The following is a 23479-nucleotide window of genomic DNA, read 5'->3' on the forward strand; positions in this document are numbered from 1 at the left end:
AGCACAGAATTGACTTAGCCAAACATCGTTGTGCTTGTCGGCTTTCTTTGATTCGCAAATGGGCTGAAGAAAACTTCTTTTCATTTAGTATAGAGCAGTAATGAGATTTCGCGTTAACGCGAAAGAGAAATCATATACACAATCGAGGCTGGATTTGCATGGTTTCTTAACTGTCCGCAGAAGATTTCTCCTCATTTCACGAGGAGGAATGTTATATTTTATTTATTAGTGTAGAAATCAATCGCTTCTATAATTACATCACAAGCTTTCCTGATCTCGTCGTGGGTAATGATCAAAGGAGGCGCCAAACGCATGGAGTTGCTGCAATGTAAAAACCAGTCGGTTATTACACCATTTTCGATACAACGGTCAATTATGTTTTTATTGAGCTCGAAGTTTTCCAGTTCGATAGCCATCATGAGGCCTTTGCCGCGTACCTGTTGTATAGCCGGGTGTACAAGCAAATCCCGAAACAAAGCTTCCTTTTCGGCTACGCCGGATACCAGGTTGTTATCCAGCAGAAACTCCAGTGCCGCTAAACCTGCCGCGCAGCATACAGGGTGCCCGCCAAAGGTAGTGATATGACCAAGGATCGGGTTTTCCTTCAATGCGTCCATGATCTGGTTTGATGAAATGAACGCCCCTATCGGCATCCCGCCGCCTAAAGCTTTTGCCAGTAACAGGATATCTGGTACGATATCAAAATGCTCAAACGCGAAAAGCTTTCCTGTTCGTCCAAACGCCGCCTGGATCTCATCCAGGATCAACAGCGTACCGGTTTCGGTACAACGGGCACGTAAAGCCTGCATATATGCAAGATCCGGCACACGGATGCCGGCCTCACCCTGGATGGTTTCGATAATCACGCAGGCGGTTTCTTCAGTTATCAGCACAAGATCTTCCGGGTTATTAAAACGGATGAAATTCACGCCCGGCAATAAAGGACGATAAGCCTGTTTAAACTCCTCATTGCCCATAACACTCAATGCCCCATGTGTGCTGCCATGATACGAGTTAAGACAAGCAACAACCTGCTGCCTGCCTGTAAAACGCTTGGCAAGCTTTAATGCCCCCTCAACGGCCTCGGCACCCGAGTTGGTAAAATATACCGACTGGAGGGGCGCCGGTAATACGGAAACAAGCTTTTCGGCAAAACGCACCTGCGGGGTTTGTACATACTCGCCGTACACCATCAGGTGCATGTATTTATCAACCTGCTCTTTTATCGCGTTAATAACATAAGGATTGCTGTGCCCAAGACTGCTTACCCCAATGCCCGAGATCAGGTCGATATAAGGCTTGCCCTCCGCATTGTACATATAAATACCTCCGGCACGCTCAAATTCAAGCAATAAAGGGAAATTAGTGGTTTGCGCGTTATTGGCTAAAAAAAGCTGGCGAAGAGTAGACATGTTGTTAAGTTGTGTTCAAAACTGTTAAAATCCAAACCGTCATTGCGAGGTACGAAGCAATCGCGAACTATACAGAGCGGCTCTGCTTATAGGGGATTGCTTCGTACCTCGCAATGACGAGTAGTAGAACCCAGACTTACGAAGTTTTAAAAACTTCGTAAGTCTTAGGTCCGCAATGATGACCTACTTAGATTTACCGACAAAGATAAACTAAAACAGATGGGCGAAAATCCATCTGTAAACGTATTTTTAAAATGATCTTGATTTATTAGGAAGAAAAGAAACCTAATCTCTAAACTCCAACCTCTAATCACTACCCCTAATTCCCCGCTCTTTCGCTGCGTTCGCTGAGTTGTTTGATGAGCTCATCGTTAAATTCCTGTTCGCTTTTGTACAGGACACTCACCTTTTCGGGCGGAAGGATCTTGGCAAAGGAATCGCGGTAGCGTTTACGGATCCCAACCAGCTGGCTTTCGTAATAGATCTCCTTATCTATTTGCTCGGTGCCGTTGGTTGATGAAGTGGAGTTATTTAAACGCTTCAGAATGCGTACAGCAGTAAGCTCCTGCTGGTACTGATTATAAAGCGGCCAGAATTTGTTAGCCTCTTCATCAGTAAGATCAAGCTGGCGGCTGATATACCTGTTACGGGCAGCCTCAAGCCTTTTACCCATAGCGCCCTTTTTGTTGCCATTAGGACGTACCGGGTTAAGTTGAGGCCTTGAGGGCGTTTGAGCCGGAACAAAGCGGTTAACCTGTCCCACAGCTTCATAGCCTAATGCCATAACAAATAACACAATACAAATATGCCTGATCAATTTACTCATTAAATTTTTTCCTCTGTTTAATTATCTATATAATCCGACAGATCTTCGTCTGCATTACTTGTGTTGCTTTTTTGGTTTGCATCTATCAGCGTACGGGTATCGCTCGCGTCCATGTGTAACTGAAGATAGCTTTTTATTTCATCAACCGGCACCGATGATACCTGCTCATGCAAGTAAGAATGGTTATGATCCGGCGCCTGGATATCTCCCCTGAAAATAACACCCACACCTAATATTAAAGCAAAGCAGGCCGCTGTAGCATACCTGATGGTTGGCGACAACCAAAGCCTCCTCACCATTCCTTTTTTCTGTACAGGTTTTGCTTTGTTAATGCTTATAACATTATCAATCTCCTGCTCCTCTTCAACTTCAGCATTAACTGTTTTATCCAGGATACGCTGGTTAAGCTTATCAAAGTAATCTATCGGTACAACAAAGCCTTCGTGCTCGGCATTTATTGCCTCCTCAACTGCTATGCGGCTTTGAATATTGGCACTTAGCTCCTCAAAATAATTTTCAGGAACAGTAAACCCTTCATCGCCCATGGCTTCCTCAACCGCAATGCGGCTTTGGATGTTGCTGCTCAGCTCATCAAAGTAATTTTCGGGTACGGTGAAGCCTTCATCAGCCAGGTTCATGGCCTCCTCTACCGCTATGCGGCTTTGGATATTGCTGCTTAACTCGTCAAAATAGTTTTCGGGCACCGTGAAACCCTCTCCCGCATTCATGGCTTCATCCACCACAATACGGCTTTGAATATTGCTGCTCAGCTCATCAAAATAATTTTCGGGAACGGTAAACCCCGAATCACCGGCGCTTAAAGCACGCTCAATATTTATACGGCTCCGGATGTTGCTGCTTAGCTCGTCAAAGTAATTTTCGGGTATGGTATACCCTGCAGATGGATAGTTTTTTAATCCCTCAAGCCTTATACGTGTTGTAATGTGCTGCGCTAACTCATGGAAATAGCCTTCAGGCACTGTGAACGGGTTAGTTTTGCTAACCTGTTTCAGTGCGATGAAATCATCCAGCCATTCCCTATTGTCCATATCGCTTTTCATACACAACTATAGATTGGTATAGTGCTAAAAGGTTTAACGTAAATTAAAAAATTAATCCCTGCCAAGCAAATGAGCTTCTATCTTTTTGACTGCCAGGTGAAACGAAGCCTTTAAAGCTCCCACACTGGTACCCAAAACCTGCGACATTTCTTCGTACTTCATGTCTTCATAATATTTCATATTGAAAACGAGCCGTTGTTTTTCGGGCAGGGTAAGCAGTGCTTCCTGTAGCTTACGCTGCGCAGCATCGCCGTTAAAGTAGGTTGAGTCGGCCAGTGTATCGGCCAGCTCATAAGCAACATCATCCAACGAAACATTATTTTTTTGTTTTTTCTTATTCAAAAAAGTAATGCATTCGTTGGATGCTATCCTGTACATCCAGGTGTACAGTTGCGCGTCGTTTCTGAAACCAGCCAGGTTTTTCCAAACCTTTACAAAAACATCCTGAACCAGATCATCAGCATCATCATGATCAACAACCATGCGCCTGATGTGCCAGTATATTTTTTGCTGGTACTTTTTCAACAACAGGTTAAATGCCTCATTCCGGGTCTTTTCGTCCTGAAACTTGCTTAATATCTCTGAATCTTCAACCTGTACCGACATTTTTAGAATTTTATTAATGTTAAAGGTTTAATTAACCTTTTTTGTTTTTTCTTTCTATCACCTTTTTCACCGCTGCCACAATATGATCTGCATCCAGGCCGTATTTGGTCATCAGTTGCTCAGGTGTACCGCTTTCGCCAAAGCTGTCATTTACAGCTACGTACTCCTGTGGTGATGGATTGTGCACTGCAAGCACCTGTGCAACGCTATCGCCTAAGCCGCCCAAACGGTTATGCTCTTCGGCAGTAACTACGCAGCCTGTTTTAGCAACCGATTTCAAAATAGCCTCTTCATCCAACGGTTTAATGGTGTGGATGTTGATGATCTCGGCATCGATACCCTGCTCAGCTAAAATTTCGCCTGCAAGGATAGCCTGCCATACCAAGTGACCTGTAGCAAAGATACTTACATCAGCGCCTTCGTTCACCATCCATGCTTTACCAATTTCAAATTTTTGATCGGGATCGGTAAAGATCGGAACAACCGGGCGGCCGAAACGTAAGTAAACCGGGCCATCATACTCAGCAATAGCAACAGTAGCGGCTTTAGTTTGGTTATAATCGCAGGTGTTGATAACAGTCATACCTGGTAACATTTTCATCAGGCCGATATCTTCCAAAATCTGGTGGGTAGCACCATCCTCGCCCAAGGTTAAACCGGCATGTGAAGCGCAAATTTTAACGTTTTTGTTTGAATAAGCTACTGACTGACGGATTTGGTCATAAACCCTGCCTGTTGAAAAGTTGGCGAAAGTACCGGTGAAAGGAATTTTACCGCCGATGGTCATACCGGCAGCAATACCGATCATGTTAGCTTCAGCAATACCTACCTGTACAAAACGTTCAGGGAATGCTTTAATAAAATCGTTCATTTTTAACGAACCAATAAGGTCGGCGCAAAGTGCAACAACCTGATCATTTTTCTGGCCTGCTTCCAGCAACCCGGCGCCAAAGCCCGAGCGGGTATCTTTTTTATCTGTGTAAGTGTATTTTTTCATTGTTCAAATTCCCTCCGCAATCGGGAAGGATTGGAATTAAATCGTGATAATATAAACTGATGTTTTTGACTCTCCCCCTTCAGGGGGCCGGGGGGCTAATAATCGCCCAGTGTTTCCTCTAACTGATCTAAAGCCAGTTTAAGCTGCTCATCATTTGGCGCAACACCGTGCCATTTGTGGCTGCCTACCATAAAGTCAACACCGTAACCCATTTCGGTATGCATCAGGATCATGATCGGTTTGCCCTGACCTGTACGGCTTTTTGCTTCTTCGAGCACCCTAACCACATCGGCCATATCGTTACCTTTCATATCCAAAACATCCCAGCCAAAAGCTTCCCATTTAGCGCGAAGATCGCCTAATGAAAGTACCTGTTTGGTTGGACCATCAATTTGCTGACCGTTAACATCGATAGTTGAGATCAGGTTATCAACATGATTGTGCGGGGCAAACATCGCAGCTTCCCAAATCTGGCCTTCCTGGATCTCGCCATCGCCATGCAGGGTAAACACCAATGATTTATCACCGTTTAATTTTTTTGCCAATGCAGCGCCGATAGCTACCGATAAGCCCTGGCCCAATGAACCCGAGGCAATACGGATACCCGGAAGATGCTCATGTGTGGTTGGGTGACCTTGTAAACGCGCGTTCAGTTTACGGAAAGTTGCCAGTTCGGCTTTATCAAAATAACCGGCATGTGCCAATGTGCTGTAAAACACGGGGGAAATATGGCCGTTTGACAGGAAGAAAATATCTTCGCCAACTGCATCCATATTAAATTTAGGATCGTGGTTCATTACCGAAAAATACAATGCGGTAAAGAAATCGGTACAGCCCAATGAGCCGCCCGGGTGGCCTGATTGACAGCCATGTACCATGCGTACAATGTCGCGCCTGATTTGTGACGCGGTTTTTTCTAATGTTTGTAAGTCTGCTTTCATTAATGGAATTTAGGAACTGCTAAAGTAGCTATTTTGATTGTGTTTTTAACACTTATTTTACAAGATCGAGCACCTGTTGTGACGAGGCCTTAGTATCAACCTTACTGATCACATGCGTAATAACCCCTTCTGCATCAATTATAAATGTGGTACGGGCTGTACCCATATATTTTTTGCCGTACATATTTTTTTCAACCCACACGCCGTAAGCTTCAACAATTTTAAGCTCATTATCGGCTATCAGGGTAAATGGCAGGCTATATTTGGTTTCAAACTTTTTGTGCGATTTTTCATCGTCGGTACTTACCCCTATCACCTCAAAACCTTTGCTTAAAAGTGATTGATAGTTATCCCTGAAATCGCATGATTCGGCAGTACAGCCGGGGGTATCATCTTTAGGATAAAAGTAAAGGATCACATTTTTGCCTTTATAATCGGCAAGCGATACTTCTTTGCCGTTTTGATCTTTAGCGGTAAAAGCAGGAGCTTTATCGCCTTCTTTTAATGTTGTCATGGCTTATTTAGGTACTTATCTGGAAAAATCGGCGGAAAATTCCGAAAAATTATTCTTGTTATCAACTAAAGTCAACTTAAACACGTGTTTACCGGGTGCAATATCGCTATTAAAGGTGTAACTTAATATTTTAGTTTTATAATCATGCTCCATTAGCACCCATTTACCATCAATTGTGCCTGTATAGCTCTTAATTCCTGATAAATTATCGCTCATTCTGAAATTAATACTATGGGCAGCCTTCATATTGCTGCCATTTTTAATATTAAGCGGATGGATAACGGGCGGCACAGTGTCTACTTTGATATAATAATCACCAAAGGCACTCACCTGCGATATCACGTAACCATCTTTAAAGTAACCACCCTGGCAGCCGCCCCATGAGCTCACAATAACCGCCTTATCGGCATACTTGCCCAGGTCAATATCGGGCTTAATCCAGATCTCATAGCTATCATGAATGGGTGTCAACCGGTTATGGATATGGTGCATGGCCGAATAAGCCCCCACAGGTTTAGCTGATGCTGAATATTGGAAATCAAGGTCATCATAAAGGTTACCAGGCATAATGACCACTTTCACTTTGTCGTTGTTAAACTCACTCCGCTTATCATAGTAAAACATAGTACCGGTAGGTTTTACAGGCTGTGGGTTTGTAAACGGAGATGATTTAACCTTCAGGTTAAGCAATGCTGTATTGCCCGCCACATCCTTTACAACGTACTCCACATCATGCGTCGCGTTATCATCAAACGTAATGATGCCGTTATTTACCGATTGCGGATACAATGAAATCCGGCTGCCGGGCAGGATGAAACATTTCTGCATCCACCTGCGGGATGATTCAAATGCAGGGTAATCTATATATGCATTAATAGCATGGGTCTGATCAAACGCGAAACGCTCAACCGCAAAGGTATAAACTGTTTTGCCATCCAGTTTTAGCTCTATTGAATAAACGCCGTTATGATTAAACGACGTGCTGTTCATATCGGTGGTATTAATCCCGAATCCGATATTACCACTTAGTTCCAGTGTTTGTGGTTTAAGGAGATGATAATTACCTGCTGAGCCCGTAACACCAAAAAACTCCCTGGGTGTTTTTTCGCTGAAAGGTTTCCCGTTAAGATGATAAATGCCGATGGAGGTAATTGTAGGCGGCACTTTATCAGGAATGGTTAAACCAAATAGCTGTGCATTGATAGTTTCCTCTGTTTTACTGTCCCTGATCTCAAAGTGCACATGCGGCCCGGCCGATGCACCGGCGTTCCCTGAAATGGCTACCACCTCATCCTTTTTTACCGGCACCTGTGTTGGTGTAAGTTTAAAATCGGCTTCGTAGGTTTGGTGCTCGTATTGATATTTCTTTACCAGCTCAATAACCGCTGGACTAAAACTTTGCAGGTGACCATAAACCGTAGTATACCCATTGGGGTGGGTAATATAAATAGCCCTCCCAAAACCACCAAACTGAACACGTACCCTTGATATGTAACCTTCGGCAGCTGCATATACAGGGTAGCCTGTCCTCTGGTTGGTTTTAAAATCGAGCCCGGAGTGGAAATGTGACGGCCTTAACTCGCCAAATGAACCGGCTGTAGTGGGTGGCGTAAGATCAAGCGGATACCTGAAATAATTTTGCGGGTAAGCTCTGCTTTGTATAATATTTTGAGCAAATGCGTTTGAATAAAGCGCCAAACACATTGCGCCTGTAACCAATATTTTTTTTATCATGCTTACTTAACGTAAAAATCGAGCATTTTCTCATCTTCGAGGTATCCCTCAAGTCTGTCGCCGATTTTTACTTTTGATACACCTGGTGGGGTGCCGGTAAATATTAGGTCGCCCTTTTTTAGGGTGATGTATTTTGAAACAAAGGCTATGATGCTCTCAAACGAAAAAAGCAAATCGCGGGTGTTGCCCTGCTGGCGGGTTTCGCCGTTAATATCCAGCTTAAAGTTGATATCATAAACAGATTCAAACTTGGTCTTAGGCACAAAAGTACTGATGGGCGCCGAGCCATCAAAGGCTTTAGCCAGTTCCCAGGGAAGGCCTTTTTCTTTGTGGCGTGCCTGAACATCACGCGCGGTAAAATCAATACCTAAGCCAATTTCTTCATAGTAATTAGCGGCAAATTTTTCGCTGATGTGTTTGCCCTCTTTACTGACCTTCAAAACCAATTCAATTTCATGGTGTACATCTTCCGAAAAATCGGGATGGTAAAAAGGCTTGTTCTCTTTTAATAAGGCCGTATCGGGCTTCATGAAGATAACCGGCGTTGTGGGTACCGGGTTATTGAGTTCTTTGGCGTGTTCGGCGTAGTTGCGGCCAATGGCAATAATTTTCATAAATGAACGCTATAATCGCCAAAGCTAAAAAAATTGATGGGTTTGGGAGGAAGGTTTATAATGTTGTATTAATAATTTGACGTTCCCCTCAAGTAAAACTTACGCAGGCAAGTTGCGTACCTCTGGCACGCCCAAAATGGGGTTCATTCAATTGCTACAAACCTTTTGCCCCGCTGGGGCAGTCAAAAATGAAAAAATTAAGTTTAATCGAATTTAATTAATAACCGAAATCCTTTTGATAACAGATTCGGTGCCGGCAACAACGCGGACAAAGTAAAAACCACGGACCAGCTTATTGCTGATCGGGTAATTCAGATTATGATCGCCGGATTCAACCCTTTGAGAAAACAGGGTAGAAATATCGTTGCCCAGCACATCCATTATTTTAATGGTTACGTTGGCATTGCGCGAAATGGAATATTTAAGATTGATCTGGTCGGTTACCGGGTTAGGGTACAATTGCACATCGCTTAGTAGTTTATCATCAGGCCGGGATACATTCAATTTTACACTTGAAGTAACAGCGGGTTTTAATGGAGGAAGCGAAAGGTGCAAGCCATTCTTTAAATAAGACGTTTTGGCGGCTTTAGTTTTACCCCTAAGATACACGGTATCAGACTTTAGCGAATGACCATCGGCAACAAAGGCGAAGTTCACGAAAATTGCCATCGCAATTATCACGACCCATGTATAGGTATAAACATAAGAATATGTAAAATTTCGCCTCATTATTTAGTATGATTCTACAAAAGTATAAATAATGCCCTCATCCCATTAAATATTAGTGTTTTTGTAAAACTTTTTAACAAATTTTAACAAAATGCACAGCCTTATTGTATAATAGACACATAATTTCCTTATACGTTTAATCATTCTAATGGTTTAACCAAAAAAATTAATATTTTTGCCATCTCTAAATCATAAAAGTGTCAAATCATAAAGATCTGCATAAACTGTCGGCCGCGGGCTTTCTAATCAGTTTAGGAATAATTTACGGTGATATTGGTACCTCCCCATTATACGTATTCAAGGCTATAGTTGGCCAGCGTCAAATTTCAGAAACATTAATTCTTGGAGGTGTTTCGCTCATTTTTTGGACATTAACCCTGCAAACCACTTTAAAGTATGTGGTGATAACCCTAAGGGCCGATAACAAGGGTGAGGGCGGCATTTTCTCGCTGTTTTCATTAGTACGGCGTAAAGCAAAATGGCTTATTATACCGGCGGTTGTAGGGGGCTGCGCCCTTTTGGCCGATGGCATTATTACCCCGCCAATTACCATATCATCGGCCATTGAAGGTTTGCAAACCTATTACCCTAATTTGCCTACTGTATATGTGGTAATGGCCATTATTACCGCTTTATTTATCATACAGCAATTCGGCACATCACTGGTAGGTAAGGCATTCGGGCCTATCATGTTCGTCTGGTTTACGATGATGGGCTTTTTAGGTGTTACCTATATCGTACATGATCCATGGGTTATCCGCTCGTTAAACCCGTACTATGCCATTAAATTGCTTACCTCAAGCTCAAGCGATGGCGCCTTCATTATATTAGGTGCCGTGTTTCTGTGTACCACGGGTGCCGAAGCATTGTACTCCGATCTTGGTCATTGCGGTAAAGCCAATATCCGCGTAAGCTGGGTTTATGTTAAGATTTGCCTTATCCTAAACTATTTAGGCCAGGCAGTTTGGCTGCTACAACGTAACGGGCACGTTATGGACCTTAACGCTCAAAACCCTTTTTATCAAATCATGCCAACATGGTTCCTGATATATGGTATCGGCATAGCTACAGTAGCGGCCATCATTGCCAGCCAGGCGCTGATATCAGGTTCGTTTACGCTCATTGCCGAAGCGGTAAGGCTTAATCTTTGGCCAAAAGTTAGGATCAACTACCCATCAGAGCAAAAAGGACAGTTATATGTGCCCAGCGTTAACTGGCTGCTTTGGGCGGGTTGTTTAGGTGTGGTGCTGATATTCAAACACTCGGATAAAATGGAGGCTGCTTACGGCTTAAGTATTACCGTAGCCATGCTTATGACTACCATACTGGTATCCAAATTCCTGAAGCGCAAAAAAGTGCCCAATTATATCATCAATACGTTTTTGGCGGTTTACCTGCTTATTGAAGGAACCTTCCTTACCGGTAACCTGCATAAGTTCTTAGATGGCGGTTGGTTTACACTGTCGATAGGTTTTGTATTGTTTACTGTGATGTGGACCTGGCATACCGCCCGCAAGATCAGGAACCGCTATGTGAAGTTTGTTGAGATAGAAGACTATTTTGACATTATAAAGGAGTTAAGCTCCGACGAAAGTGTACCTAAATATGCTTCGCAGTTGGTTTATTTAACCAGCGCCAACTTCAATTCAGAAATCGAATCAAAAATTGTTTATTCTATACTTCAAAAACAGCCTAAACGTGCCGATGTTTATTGGCTGGTACACGTTGACGTAGTGGACGAACCTTACAAACGCGAATACGAAGTTGACCATTTAGTGCCAAACAAACTCATCCGGATTGACTTTAAGCTCGGTTTCCGCGTTGAACAGCAAATAAACCTGCTATTCAGGAAAGTAGTAGAAGACCTAGTTAAAAAAGGCGAGGTTGATATTACCAGCACTTATAAATCACTGAACAGGCACAAAATTGTCGGCGATTTCCGTTTTGTGGTGATCGAAAAGATCTTCTCACGCTCACACAACCTGTCATTCATCGAAAGATTTATAATGGATTACTACAAGCAGCTTAAAAAAGTGAGCTTATCCGAAGAGCGCGGTTTCGGCCTCGACCTGAGTTTTGTAACGGTAGAGAAAGTACCGCTGGTACTTGCTATACCTGAGGCAATTGAAATCCACAGGGTTAATTAATTGCAATCCTTTTTAATATTGAAAGCCTTCCGGAAACGGGAGGCTTTTCTTTTTACATTCTGTCGCTCAATCTGCCGCGGGCTTTCAGCCCGTGGTATACCATGGTTTGAGCTTTCAGCTCAAGGGTGTAAGCTGAAAGCTTACATTATGCCACCCACAGGCTGAAAGCCTGCGGTAGTTATATAGTTATTTACTTTTTTCCCAAGCCATCCGCATATATTTCCGCACTTCATCATTAATATCTTCCTTAAAATACATCCTGAAGTAGTGATTATACTGATCGGTGCCGGGCACTTGTTTTATTTTACTGAAGCACAGGTTATCGTCATAAACCTGTTTAAAGGGAAATACCACATCAATAAAGTTTTTACCTAATTGGGTAACATAAGCAAAGTTTATCCTTGCTCCCAATGCTATCATGCTTTTGGTAGGATAAACTTTAATTTCGGTAATTTGCAGGTACTCATCAATCAAATGATCAAACAGCGCTATGGTATGGGGCGTTTTGCTGCTTAGCGCTTCCGATAGCTCCCTGTCGCGGCATGAATGCGCCTGGTTGGTGGCGGTAAATTCACGTTCGCATAAAGGGCAGGTCCACATAAGTTTTACGCGGTTTTGATTTCTTTGCCCAGCACGCTGTTTTTATAGCTGTAAGTGGCATAAATTACCAGACCTATCACCAGCCATATCAAAAACCTGAGCCAGTTGGTATAGCCAAGTTCCGTCATCAGGTAAAAACAGCTCATCAGCCCCAAAACAGGGATGAGCGAGAAGTTTTTAATAAAGCTGTAAACCGCTATAATAATGATCAGGATAAAGAAAAGATAGTTAGGGAAATTATACAGGAAGCCATCAAAACCTAAATAATACTTCTTACCATCGCTGATATCGTTCGTTTGCCTTAGCGCGGTATTGAATTTATCCTCTTCTATATCCTTAAAATATTTTTTAGCCGAGTCGGGCTGGGCAGTTACATTAGCGTTATAAAGCTGATTGGTAGTTTTAAGCAGGCTCAGCTTGTCATTGTTATCCATATTATCAATGATATCGCTACGGTCTTTTAGTTTCTTAAACTGCATCATCTCAACTTGCGCGGCCGGTTTAAACCAGGCGACCGAACCCAAAATCACCAGTGTGATAATTGGTATAATAAATTTACCATTCACGTATGGTAAATGGAATTTGCCTTTAACAGCCTCTTCACGCGGCAGCAACAGCACACCGCCGCAAACCAGTACAAATGCAAACAGGGTACCAATACTGGTCAAATCAGTTACTTCGGTAAGGTTCATGAACAGGGCCGGTATAGCCACCACAAAACCGGTCACCACGGTGGCAAAAGCAGGTGTTTGATATTTTGGATGGATACGTGAAAATGCTTTAGGCAATAAACCATCGCGGCTCATGCTCATCCAGATCCTGGGCTGGCCTAACTGGAATATCAGCAATACACTCGCTGTAGCAACAACCGCACTAATGGAGATCACATAGCTAATCTTATTTAAGCCCACCTTTGCAAAAACAAAGGCCAGTGGGTCACCAACCTGAAGGTCTTTATAACTTACCATGCCGGTAAGCACCAACGCTATCAGGATATACAATACTGTACAAATCACCAGCGAATAGATCATGCCGCGGGGCAGGTCGCGCTGGGGCCTTTCACATTCTTCGGCTGTGGTTGAGATGGCGTCAAAGCCGATATAAGCAAAAAACACCCCCGATACGCCTTTCATAACGCCACTGAAACCGTTAGGCATAAATGGGTGCCAGTTGGCAGGTGTTACATAAAAAAAGCCGACTACTATAACTGCTATAACAATCACTATCTTCAAAACTACCATAGCATTGGTGGCCTTTTTTGTTTCGCGGATGCCCACATAAACCAGGTAAGTGATGATGATAACAATTAAAAGGGCGGGCAAATTGGCAATGAGCTTAAAACCACCTATGCCCGGCGCCTGATCCCAGGCCAGTGCTTCTGCTTTTACTTTATCACTGATATCAGCCAGGTTTGCACCTGCTGCCTGAACCTGCTCATGCCCGCGCAGGGCCGAAACATAGTCCATAGTCAGAAACTTGGGCATATGTATATGAAAGCCTTCCAGCAGGTTTACAAAGTATTCGCTCCAGGAAATGGCTACCGCGATGTTGCCAATGGCGTATTCCATTAACAGGTCCCAGCCAATGATCCATGCTATCAATTCACCAAAAGAGGCATAAGCGTAGGTATACGCACTGCCCGCAACCGGGATACGCGAGGCAAACTCGGCATAACAAAGAGCCGAAAAGCCGCAGGTAACAGCGGTTAAAATAAACAGGATGGAAACCGCGGGGCCGCCGTGGAAAGAGGCTTCGCCAATTGTCGAAAATATACCTGCCCCCACAACGGCGGCTATCCCCATGAGGGTGAGGTCTTTTACGTTAAGTTCTTTTTTGAGTTGGGATGACGTTGTACCGGGATGCTCACTATCACTAAAACCACATTCAACATCATTTAAAATTTTTGCTACCGACTTTTTACGAAAGATACTTTTCGACATGTAGTTTAATTAATAAGTGCTAACCAATCTCAAAATTAATCATTTTTTTGCATTGAATAAGTATATGCTTACTTTGCAGCATGAAGATAGGAATAAAAGACGTGTTGCACAGGATCCGCCCTTTTTTTATCCTTTACCTTATCGTCTTAGCCACCTGCCTGACTATCAAACTGCTATTTACCCGTGAAGCTATTTTTTTTACCGTAAATGGTTGGCACCAACCCTGGCTTGATACCATTGAGCCTTATGTTACAGATATCGGCGATGGCACCACAGCAGTGATAGTATCACTTGCTATGCTTTTATTCAGCTACCGCTGCTGGCTGTTAATGGCCTCAAGCTATGCCATAACGTCCATAGCGGCACAAATCCTTAAATATATTTACATTGCTCCCCGGCCAAAGCTATACTTTGCCAGCCAGTGGAGCAGGGTACATACCGTAGAAGGAGTTTATATATTGGAGAAATACAGTTTTCCGTCCGGGCATACGGTGAGTGCTTTTTCTGCCGCGTTGGTCATAACGTACCTCTGTAAAAACAAAAGCTGGGGAATCCCAGCCTTGTTTGTTGCCATAATGGTTGGCTATTCAAGAATTTATTTAACCGAGCACTTTTATGAAGACGTGCTTGCCGGCTCGGCCATTGGTGTGTTTGTTACTATATTTTGGTTAACATGGCTTGATGGTAAGCAGTTCATCAATTCGGCCAAATGGAACCGGGGCCTGCTCGATAACGTATTCAAAAAAGCCCCTGTCGCCAATTAAACTCCAGCTTCCAGTTGACTGTTTTTACGTTTGATCACGGTTAACACGATAATCAGTATTATAACGGCGCCGCCGCCATAAATACCTATTTTGGCCGGGGCAGACATGCCTTTTGCGTCAGACAAATACTGATCGCGGCGATCTAAAGTAGGTGCGATTTTTATAGAACTGGAAAATTGTTTCAGTTCGGCCTTTGCCAGATCAAGTCTTTGCTCCGGATAGTTATATTCAAAAGTATAGGTTACGTCCTGGGTATATAACAGGATAAAATTTCTTAACTCCGGAGATTCGCCGGTTGAACCGCTGTTATCAATCCTGAGAGTGAATACCTTTCCTTCCAGTTTACCGATAGTGGTATCACGCGGATACATTACGCTGCCATTAACAGATTGTTTTTGAATACCTTTGATGTAGGTTTTAAATACATCTTTCAAGTCGCTCTCCTTGTTTAAAGGTTTTGTATTAGCGTTTGGCACGCGTAAAACAAGAATATTACCTAATGATGCACTACCCTGGTATATCTGCTGGCCTAATGTATCCTTTTTAGTAAAGCCTTCGGGTAATGAAACCGTGACAAGGCTATCTATCTTTACAGGTTTAAGTGCCTGGCTAAAACCTGTAAGCGAAAACAGTATTATGCTTAAGCTTAAAATTATCTTTTTCATATTTATTTAACTTGAAAAAGAAGAATAAGTTTTAACTAATAATACATTATGAGATTTGCGTGAAAGTTAAATGACTTATAATCAACAATATAAATACAGGCTAAAAGCTGAAAGCTTAATGCTGAAAGCTTTTCAAACACAAAGCTTTTCGCTTTGAGCTTTCAGCATTAAGCTCTTTTCAGGCTTTAAGCTTATTCAAAAGTGCATCTAAACATACTTCTGCAAAGGCAGTTGATGAGTCTGAAACACCGTATGGAATAATGAGTTTATTGTTGTGTACAATTACCCCGCATGAATAAAGCACGTTAGGTACATAGCCTTCCCGCTCATCACTGTTGGGGATTAGTAAAGGCTCGCGCAGGCGGCCAATTTCAACCGTTGGGTCATCCAGTTTAAGCAGACTTGCACCCAGCACATAACGGCGCATGGGACCAACGCCATGGGTTATCATGATCCATCCATCGGGTGTTTCAATGGGCGAGCCGCAATTACCTATCTGCACAAACTCCCAGCTAAATTTAGGCTGTTGCAGCATCACCGGCTTTTCCCAAATATTGATCTTATCCGAGTACATGATATAGTTATTGCAGCCGTCTATCCGCGATATCATCACATACTTGCCGTTCACCTTGCGCGGAAACAAGGCCAGGTTTTTATTCTGTGCACCCGCACCGTACAAAGGCATGATCTTAAAGTTATAAAAATCAGTTGTTTGCAGCAGCTTAGGCATAATCAGCGAGCCATCGTAGGCGGTATAAGTAGCATAGTACAGTTTGCTGCCGTCATCGTTGGTAAACTGTACAAAACGGGCATCCTCAATACCCTTACGTTCATATTCGGATATCGGGAAGATCACCCTGTCGGAAATATCGGTATCCAGTGAAAAAACAATTTCATAATAGGAATCTGCCAGCCAAAGTACCTTGTCATACTCCAGCCGCTTCATATCGTCTTCCTGCAGTTTTTGCGAGTCCATAATGATCCGGCGCAGGTTGGCGTACTCAAAATGATGATCGAGCTTTGATTCCAGCTCGCTTATAACATCAATATTAATTTGGGTAATGGCTGCTTTTTCAAAAAAAAGCTTTTTATTATAAACTGCATTCCTCACAATTTCGGCTTCATCAATATAACTGCCCGCAGGTTGTATGCTGATGTTGTTATCCTTATCTATCCAGGCACGGCGAAAAGTTATGGAAGAGATATGCCCCTCGCCTACCGCCCGGAAACTGATGATCACCCTGCGCTGACCGTCTTCAAGCTCAGTTTGGTCGGGATCTTCAACTATCGAGGGATTAAAGAAGGCGGCCGATTCTATTGAATACTCATGGGTAAAATAAGACCCAATGAGCAGCTTTCGGTAAACGGTAAGCGTATCAAAATCAATATTGAGCTCTAAAAACAAGGGCTTAAGTTTGCTGCAATGCCTGTTGAGCACCCGGGTAATATTACGGTGCCTTTTGGAATATTCCTGCAGCAAGGGCGATACAATGCCAAAAGCATCATCTTCGCTGATTAACATTACACGCTCAATAACCTCTTTGGCGCGATCGTTCCCATTAAAAAAAAATCTTGCTATTACACGTTTCGGATCTGGATTTACCCGGATGGGTTTGCGTTCGATAGAAAGTCTCATACAATGAAGTGGTAGCTTTTAGTTTGTAACACCAATCGGCGCAAATTGATTTGCGCTTTTTTAATTTAAACGCAAGATTTAAAAAATGACACTTTACAGGCCGCTATAAAAACCTATCTTCATACTTTATTAATCTTCGGTACGGTACTTTGCCTGCCGTGAATAATCTTGATCCTGTAACCCTTATTGATAGTTCCTGTAAATGCACAATTATGAACGTACTAATTGTTGAAGACGAAAAAGGCCTTGCGCTTGAGGTTGATGAATTTTTAAGCCACGAAGGTTTCACAGTTGAACACGCCCGCACCAAGAAATCGGCATCTGAAAAAATTTTCGTAAATAATTATGACTTTATCCTGCTCGACCTGGGCCTGCCCGACGGTGACGGCTTTGACCTGCTTAAAATGCTGAAAGGCATGAACGAACGCGAAGATGCTGTAATTATCCTCACCGCCCGCGGCGCTGTTGACGACCGGGTATCGGGCCTTGAACAGGGTGCCGACGATTACCTGGCAAAGCCGTTTTCATTAAACGAACTATTAGCCCGCATGCATGCCATCACCCGCCGCAAACACCGCCTGGAGAGTAATGACATTAATGTAAAAGGGTTAAAGATCAACATACAAAACCGTACCGTTACCTACAATGATGAGCGTATAACCCTCACCAAAAAAGAGTTCGAGATCTTCAACTACCTGGTTCTTAACAAAAACAGGGTAATATCGCGCACCAACCTCACCGAACATGTTTGGGGCGATGTATTGGAAATAAATTCCGACTCTAACTTTGTGGATGTGCACGTTAAAAACCTGCGTAAAAAGCTATCGGCATATATTCCTATAGATTGGTTTGAAACCGTAAGGAGCATCGGCTACCGTATCAACATCTGAAATTAACAGCCTCATGAAATTACAGGTAAAACTGGCCCTTTATAATACGTTAACCAAATTAGCCATTATACTTTTCACTGGCCTGCTTATCCTGCTTTCTATCGAGAAGATCTCCTATAATCATGTAGAGCTCAGGCTTGAGGAAAATGAAAGAGAAACGCTTAAAAACCTCAGTTCAAAAGAGATTAGCAGCAAGCTTGCTAATCAAAAGCCTTATACCGATTATAATATTTTAAAAGAGGAGTTCATTATTATAACCCCTGTTAAATTTGAGCCCACCGAAACCAAAGCTGTAAAATTCACAACCGAAACCCGTACCAGTGACCTGGTCACACAAACTTATCGTATCCTCACTCACCAGTTTAATTTTAACAACCACACCTATCTGCTTGAAATTGGCGTGTCAGTTACCTCCATTGAGGAATTAAAATCCATCATTAAAAGGTTTACCCTTTTGACATTGATAATAGCACTCGCTCTCACGCTGGTAAGCGACCTCGTGTTTACCAAATTTTTGCTCGCGCCCTTTTATAAGATCATCGACCGTAAGCTGATCAAAGTAAATGATCCTATGAACTTTGATTATGAAAAGATCCAGACCACCACACAGGATTTTGAACTGCTTGATGACAGTATCAGCACACTCATGAAAAAGATCAGTAATCTGTTTGCTCTGGAAAAACAGTTCATTGCCAATGTATCGCATGAGTTACTTACGCCCATATCAATTATCAGCTCGCGGCTGGAGAATATTTTATTGCAGGAAGAACTTAGCGAAGCCAGCGAAAACAAAATGCACGCCTCGCTGAAAACATTAAACCGGCTTAAATCTATCATCAATAGCCTGCTGCTAATATCAAAAGTTGAAAATAATCAGTATGCCAAGACCGATGTGGTGATGATAGCAGGTGTAATTATGGAGATCCAGGAAGAACTGGAAGACCGTTTGGAAGAAAAACATCTCACCTTCAACAATAACATTAAATACATCTACTCCATTATGGGTAACCGCCCGCTGATGCATACCTTGTTGTTCAATTTGATAAACAATGCTATTAAATACAATAGGCCCAAAGGTAGTATCACCGTTGCCGATGCATTGAAGGAAGATGTTTATGTACTGGAAATTACGGACACAGGTGCGGGGATGGACCAACAACAAATAGAAAACGCTTTTAACCGTTTTGAAAAATTTGAGACTGAAGAAAAGGAAAGCTACGGCCTCGGTTTAGCTATTGTAAAAAGTATTACTACTTTTCATGGCATCAGGGTAAAAATAGATTCGGTAAAAGACAGGGGAACGAGCATATTCCTCATATTTAACCGTGAATAACGACTTCACTTAATCTTCACATTGTATCAATACCTTTACAAAGTTTATTTTGTAAGTAGATCCCCTATTTAACTATAGAGGCCGTTTTCCAAATGGGAATGGCCTTTTTTTGCTTTCAAGAAAACCCAATCAAAAAACTACCGTTATTGCGAGGTACGAAGCAATCCCAAACTATATAGAGCGGCCCGGCGTATTGGGGATTGCTTCGTACCTCGCAATGACGCCTTTTTTACAAAATAATCTCTTATATCATCTTATTCCGCTTAACCAGGTAGGTATTCAGGATATGATGATAGCCTTCATGAATATTAGCGTCAACCAAATCAATATGATACTGTGCACATTTTAACTCCAACTGATGGCGGTACTCTTTTAACGATGCCCTGTAGGCGTCGCGGATGCGGGCCGGGTTCACCTTCAGCTCGTCACCACTTTCGATATCAACAAAATGATGAGGGCGGTTATCAAAATTAAACTCAAGTTCTTTTTGCTTATCAGTAACATTAAAAATTATTACCTCATGCTTATTAAACTTTAAATGCTGAATTGCCGCAAATAAAGCCTGCTGCTTTTCGGCATTCAGATTATTCTCCAGCATATCGCTAAAAATGATCACCAACGAACGCTGATGAATTTCCTGCGCTATATGGTGCAGCACGTTAGTGATATTGGTTTGCGTATTTACTTTTGGACTGGCGTACATTTTTTCCAGCTCGGCATATAAATAAAACAGGTGTGTAGTGGTTGATTTCGCCGCGCTGATCCAGTCTATTTTATCCGAAAAAAGACAAAGTCCAAAAGCGTCGCGCTGTTTTTTGAACAGGTACATTAACGATGCTATGGCATAAACTGAAAACTGAAGTTTATTGATACCAGTTTCGGGGAAATTCATAGATGACGAGGTATCCAGCAGCAAAAAACAACGAAGATTGGTTTCTTCCTCAAACTGCTTTACAAACAATTTATCGGTACGGGCCAGCAGCTTCCAGTCGATATTTTTTACCGACTCGCCGTTGTTATACAATCGGTGTTCGGCGAACTCAACAGAAAAACCATGAAAGGGGCTTTGGTGCAGGCCGGTGATAAAACCTTCAACCACCTGCCGGGCCAGCAATTCGAGATTGGCCAATTGCCTTATTTGCTGATCATCATTTAATTTGGGCATAGGCTAATATATGGACATAAAAAAAGCGTTGCAAAATTGCAACGCTTTTTCAAAAAATATGTTGTATTAATGCTACAGTGAATAGCATTAAATAAAATTAAGGGTTATGCTAACTGTTTTACCAGTTTATCAGTTAATACTGATTTTGGCACAGCACCGATTTGTTTATCCACAATTTCGCCATTTTTGAAGAACAATAAGGCAGGGATGTTACGGATACCGTATTTTACAGATATACCTGGGTTGTTGTCAACGTCTACTTTACCAACAACAGCTTTGCCTTCATATTCTTTAGCAATATCTTCAACTACCGGACCTACCATCCTACACGGACCGCACCATTCTGCCCAAAAGTCAATTAATACCGGTTTGTCTGATTTCAGGACAAGCTCGTCAAAGTTTGCATCAGTTATTTCTAAAGCCATGATTTCTATTTTTTTAAATTTTGTACTTACAAATATATGCTATTCAAATTGCTTGCCACAAGTGCGTTACTGACAATGTGACAATTATATTATTATAATCCACGCCCTTAACGCAGGCATGACCATTTGTCGCGTTTACACCCTTAAATATAGCTTTGCGACATGGCGTATTAACACAAATAACCTGTTTCCGAACGATATTTACAACTACACCGGCGGGTTAGTTTTTAACATTGGCGGCATTAATTAACATTACAGCTCTGCAATAGGTTATTGTCTGAACTCGAATTTTAAGTAATTATTTGAATTTATTGAATTTGCCTTTTATTCTGCCAATTCGTTTAATTATCGAAATTCGAGTTCAGACAAAAAAACGACTGGCAGCTAAACCACCAGTCGTTTAATGTATTACTCCGATTCACTATATCTCACCCAATTTATTCCGGGAGCAATTTTTAAAGTTTCCCCTTCAGGGGGAGATTATTCGCAGTTAATTTGCTTTTAGTGCTCATGAGGGCTACGCCGTTTAGAGGGGGCTTATGCGCCTTTCAAAGTAGCCATACCACCGTCGGCAATCAACTCGGCACCGGTTATAAATGTTGAATCGTCGGAAGCGAAGAAAGTAACTGTTTTGGCAATTTCTTCGGCCAAACCAAAACGGCCCATTGGGATCTGTTTGATCAATTCAGAGCCCATGCCTTCTAACTGTTCTTGTGTTAAGCCTAATTTATCGGCGGTGTGTAAAGGTGTTACAACCGGGCCAGGGCTTACTGAGTTAACCCTGATACGACGTGGCAACAACTCGGCCGAAATGTTTTTAGCTAATGAAAGCAATGCTGCTTTACTTGCTGCATAAACAGTTGCGCCGGCCATACCGATATGTGCGTTTATAGAAGTATTAAGTATGATAGAGCCGCCATCATTAATTAAAGGCAACAATTGCTGAATACTGAAGTAGGCACCTTTAAAGTTGATGTTCATGATATCATCAAACATCTGCTCGCTCATTTGCTCAGTTGAATTGAACTGGCCAATACCGGCGTTAACAAATACGATGTCAATTTTTTCGGCAATGGCTTTTACTTTGTCGCCTAATTGTTTTACCTGGTTCATGTCGCCGCTGTCGGCAATCACACCTTTCGCATCAGCACCAAGTATTTCAAGTGCCTCGTTAATTGATTTTTGGTTCCTGCCAGTGATGATCACTTTTGCACCTTGTGCAATGAACTCCTGTGCTGTGGCCAGGCCTATACCACTGTTGCCGCCTGTTATTACTGCTGTTTTTCCTTGTAACTTTTTCATTATCTTTGTTTTGATACATCAAAGGTACAGTGAGTTATAGCTCCCCACAAGAATGCACCATTTTGTGTGCAACATACTTTTTGGTAGGTTATGGGCCGGTTTGATGCAATCGATATATCGCCTTTTTCATTATGACAAAAAACAGACATTCCGATCACTCCTGCACTATGGCAGCAGCCCTAAGCGTGATTAGTGGTAAGTGGAAACTGAGTATAATAAACCAATTATTAAGTGGTCAGAAGCGCTACAGCGAGATAAACCGGGCCATTCCCGGCATGACCGAAAAGATGCTTTCACAACAAATCCGTGAACTGGAAGAAGACGGTATCGTATCCCGCCATATTTTCCCCGAAGTACCGCCAAGGGTTGAATATTCCCTCACTCCCATCGGCCAGGAGCTATCATCTATATTTTACACCCTCGAAAGATGGGGCAGCCATTACATGACCGTTACCAATGCCAATGGCGAAATAATCAAGCCTGATTATACTTGTTATACTTTAGTGAAACAGGATGATGAGGTGGTGAAGGAAAGTGTATAAATCATTGCACTCGTTACGAGCGCAAGTTAAACACGGCATCCTTTAAAGGCTGCTTTTATATTTTTTGCCAGGACGGCGACTTGTATGAAATATTGAATAAACAAAGATGAGATTCTTTTCAGAGTAAACTCTAAAAATGATGAGAAAAGGAAAATCGTCCACCTTGCATTCACGCAATTTGCCAATCTTGTTAGGGTAAAAAAGAGGGTTATTACTTATGCTTTTTAATTTTCGCTCAACGGAAGTTTCAAAGCGATCACCCAGGCCAATTAATTGTTCTTCATACCACCTATATGCTTTCTGATATTCAATTTCGGCTTTGGGAAGCAATTCAATGTTATACCTCATCAGAATTATCGAGCCCTTGCGTTTTTCTTAACCTGCTCCCAGGGGATTCCAGCCACTTTACCGCTCTCATACTCATCAACACGATCCTTCATTTCGTTTAAGAAATCCTGATCTTCCCATAAATCAAGCTCGTCCTGTATCTCACTCTCAACCATAGTGTATATAGCTGCCACTTTTTTATCATCGGCAAAACGGATATACTCTTGTAGTCTTTCCCTAATAACTTCTGTTTCCATAATAACGATCACTTGTTAAACAAATTTAACTTATAAAATCAACTATATCAAA

Annotated in this window: 24 protein-coding genes; 5 read left to right on the top strand and 19 right to left on the bottom strand. The window is 42.3% G+C overall.

The window, feature by feature from the left end:
- Nucleotides 1-218: 218 nt before the first annotated feature.
- The 10 genes from ACEN82_RS18955 to ACEN82_RS19000 form a co-directional block, all read right to left on the bottom strand.
- Complete coding sequence (locus tag ACEN82_RS18955; RefSeq protein ID WP_413321574.1) at nt 219-1412, bottom strand: aspartate aminotransferase family protein; 1194 nt, start codon at nt 1410-1412, stop codon at nt 219-221.
- A gap of 319 nt (nt 1413-1731) precedes the next feature.
- A complete protein-coding gene (locus ACEN82_RS18960) occupies nt 1732-2238 on the bottom strand; it encodes a hypothetical protein (RefSeq protein WP_090531962.1) in 507 nt (168 codons plus the stop codon).
- A 17-nt stretch (nt 2239-2255) separates the two neighbouring features.
- Nucleotides 2256-3299, bottom strand: coding sequence for a hypothetical protein (locus ACEN82_RS18965; protein WP_090531964.1), 1044 nt, complete (start codon nt 3297-3299; stop codon nt 2256-2258).
- Nucleotides 3300-3350: 51 nt separating this feature from the next.
- Entirely contained in the window at nt 3351-3905 is a 555-nt protein-coding gene (locus ACEN82_RS18970; protein ID WP_090531966.1) for an RNA polymerase sigma factor, read from the bottom strand.
- 31 nt (nt 3906-3936) lie between these two features.
- Nucleotides 3937-4902, bottom strand: a complete 966-nt coding sequence (locus ACEN82_RS18975; protein WP_090531969.1) for a transketolase family protein — start codon at nt 4900-4902, stop codon at nt 3937-3939.
- Between the two features lie 95 nt (nt 4903-4997).
- Nucleotides 4998-5843: a transketolase gene (locus ACEN82_RS18980; RefSeq protein ID WP_090531971.1), complete on the bottom strand. Its 846-nt coding sequence runs from the start codon at nt 5841-5843 to the stop codon at nt 4998-5000.
- Nucleotides 5844-5895: 52 nt separating this feature from the next.
- The gene (gene bcp / locus ACEN82_RS18985) at nt 5896-6357 is read right to left on the bottom strand and encodes a thioredoxin-dependent thiol peroxidase (RefSeq protein ID WP_091221880.1); all 462 of its coding nucleotides are present in this window, start codon (nt 6355-6357) and stop codon (nt 5896-5898) included.
- Nucleotides 6358-6372: 15 nt separating this feature from the next.
- Nucleotides 6373-8091: a M23 family metallopeptidase gene (locus tag ACEN82_RS18990; RefSeq protein ID WP_413321575.1), complete on the bottom strand. Its 1719-nt coding sequence runs from the start codon at nt 8089-8091 to the stop codon at nt 6373-6375.
- A gap of 2 nt (nt 8092-8093) precedes the next feature.
- Nucleotides 8094-8705, bottom strand: coding sequence for a fumarylacetoacetate hydrolase family protein (locus ACEN82_RS18995; protein ID WP_090531977.1), 612 nt, complete (start codon nt 8703-8705; stop codon nt 8094-8096).
- Between the two features lie 213 nt (nt 8706-8918).
- Complete coding sequence (locus ACEN82_RS19000; protein ID WP_176844542.1) at nt 8919-9374, bottom strand: T9SS type A sorting domain-containing protein; 456 nt, start codon at nt 9372-9374, stop codon at nt 8919-8921.
- Between the two features lie 257 nt (nt 9375-9631).
- On the opposite strand from ACEN82_RS19000, the gene ACEN82_RS19005 reads away from it, so the two are divergent.
- Nucleotides 9632-11581, top strand: coding sequence for a KUP/HAK/KT family potassium transporter (locus tag ACEN82_RS19005; RefSeq protein WP_090531981.1), 1950 nt, complete (start codon nt 9632-9634; stop codon nt 11579-11581).
- A gap of 186 nt (nt 11582-11767) precedes the next feature.
- Here ACEN82_RS19005 and ACEN82_RS19010 read toward each other — a convergent pair whose 3' ends face one another.
- A complete protein-coding gene (locus ACEN82_RS19010; protein ID WP_413321576.1) occupies nt 11768-12181 on the bottom strand; it encodes a DUF5655 domain-containing protein in 414 nt (137 codons plus the stop codon).
- 5 nt (nt 12182-12186) lie between these two features.
- A complete protein-coding gene (locus ACEN82_RS19015; RefSeq protein WP_413321577.1) occupies nt 12187-14121 on the bottom strand; it encodes an amino acid permease in 1935 nt (644 codons plus the stop codon).
- 80 nt (nt 14122-14201) lie between these two features.
- Between ACEN82_RS19015 and ACEN82_RS19020 the strand changes: the two genes are divergently transcribed.
- Entirely contained in the window at nt 14202-14885 is a 684-nt protein-coding gene (locus ACEN82_RS19020; RefSeq protein ID WP_413321578.1) for a phosphatase PAP2 family protein, read from the top strand.
- Here ACEN82_RS19020 and ACEN82_RS19025 read toward each other — a convergent pair.
- Entirely contained in the window at nt 14882-15550 is a 669-nt protein-coding gene (locus tag ACEN82_RS19025) for a hypothetical protein (protein WP_091172635.1), read from the bottom strand. The genes ACEN82_RS19020 and ACEN82_RS19025 overlap by 4 nt on opposite strands.
- Nucleotides 15551-15728: 178 nt before the next feature.
- Nucleotides 15729-17186 (bottom strand): glycoside hydrolase family 130 protein, encoded by a 1458-nt coding sequence (locus tag ACEN82_RS19030; protein WP_413321579.1) that lies wholly within the window; start codon nt 17184-17186, stop codon nt 15729-15731.
- A gap of 212 nt (nt 17187-17398) precedes the next feature.
- On the opposite strand from ACEN82_RS19030, the gene ACEN82_RS19035 reads away from it, so the two are divergent.
- Nucleotides 17399-18076, top strand: coding sequence for a response regulator transcription factor (locus ACEN82_RS19035; RefSeq protein WP_091172639.1), 678 nt, complete (start codon nt 17399-17401; stop codon nt 18074-18076).
- Between the two features lie 13 nt (nt 18077-18089).
- Nucleotides 18090-19409, top strand: a complete 1320-nt coding sequence (locus ACEN82_RS19040; RefSeq protein WP_413321580.1) for a sensor histidine kinase — start codon at nt 18090-18092, stop codon at nt 19407-19409.
- Nucleotides 19410-19653: 244 nt separating this feature from the next.
- On the opposite strand, the gene ACEN82_RS19045 is transcribed toward ACEN82_RS19040, so the two are convergent.
- The 3 genes from ACEN82_RS19045 to ACEN82_RS19055 all read right to left on the bottom strand — a co-directional run bounded on the left by ACEN82_RS19045 (nt 19654) and on the right by ACEN82_RS19055 (nt 22301).
- Nucleotides 19654-20574, bottom strand: a complete 921-nt coding sequence (locus tag ACEN82_RS19045) for a DUF58 domain-containing protein (protein ID WP_413321581.1) — start codon at nt 20572-20574, stop codon at nt 19654-19656.
- Nucleotides 20575-20678: 104 nt separating this feature from the next.
- On the bottom strand, nt 20679-20999 hold the full coding sequence (gene trxA, locus ACEN82_RS19050) for a thioredoxin (protein ID WP_090531998.1): 321 nt from the start codon (nt 20997-20999) through the stop codon (nt 20679-20681).
- 537 nt (nt 21000-21536) lie between these two features.
- Complete coding sequence (locus tag ACEN82_RS19055; RefSeq protein WP_413321582.1) at nt 21537-22301, bottom strand: SDR family oxidoreductase; 765 nt, start codon at nt 22299-22301, stop codon at nt 21537-21539.
- A 131-nt stretch (nt 22302-22432) separates the two neighbouring features.
- On the opposite strand from ACEN82_RS19055, the gene ACEN82_RS19060 reads away from it, so the two are divergent.
- Nucleotides 22433-22843 (top strand): winged helix-turn-helix transcriptional regulator, encoded by a 411-nt coding sequence (locus tag ACEN82_RS19060; protein WP_495643996.1) that lies wholly within the window; start codon nt 22433-22435, stop codon nt 22841-22843.
- 42 nt (nt 22844-22885) lie between these two features.
- On the opposite strand, the gene ACEN82_RS19065 is transcribed toward ACEN82_RS19060, so the two are convergent.
- Together ACEN82_RS19065 and ACEN82_RS19070 are read right to left on the bottom strand one after the other, a co-directional pair.
- Nucleotides 22886-23191, bottom strand: a complete 306-nt coding sequence (locus ACEN82_RS19065; RefSeq protein WP_413321584.1) for a type II toxin-antitoxin system RelE/ParE family toxin — start codon at nt 23189-23191, stop codon at nt 22886-22888.
- A 5-nt stretch (nt 23192-23196) separates the two neighbouring features.
- Nucleotides 23197-23427, bottom strand: a complete 231-nt coding sequence (locus tag ACEN82_RS19070; RefSeq protein ID WP_413321585.1) for an addiction module protein — start codon at nt 23425-23427, stop codon at nt 23197-23199.
- Nucleotides 23428-23479: the final 52 nt, after the last annotated feature.

The sequence above is a fragment of the Mucilaginibacter sp. Mucisp73 genome (assembly GCF_059491465.1).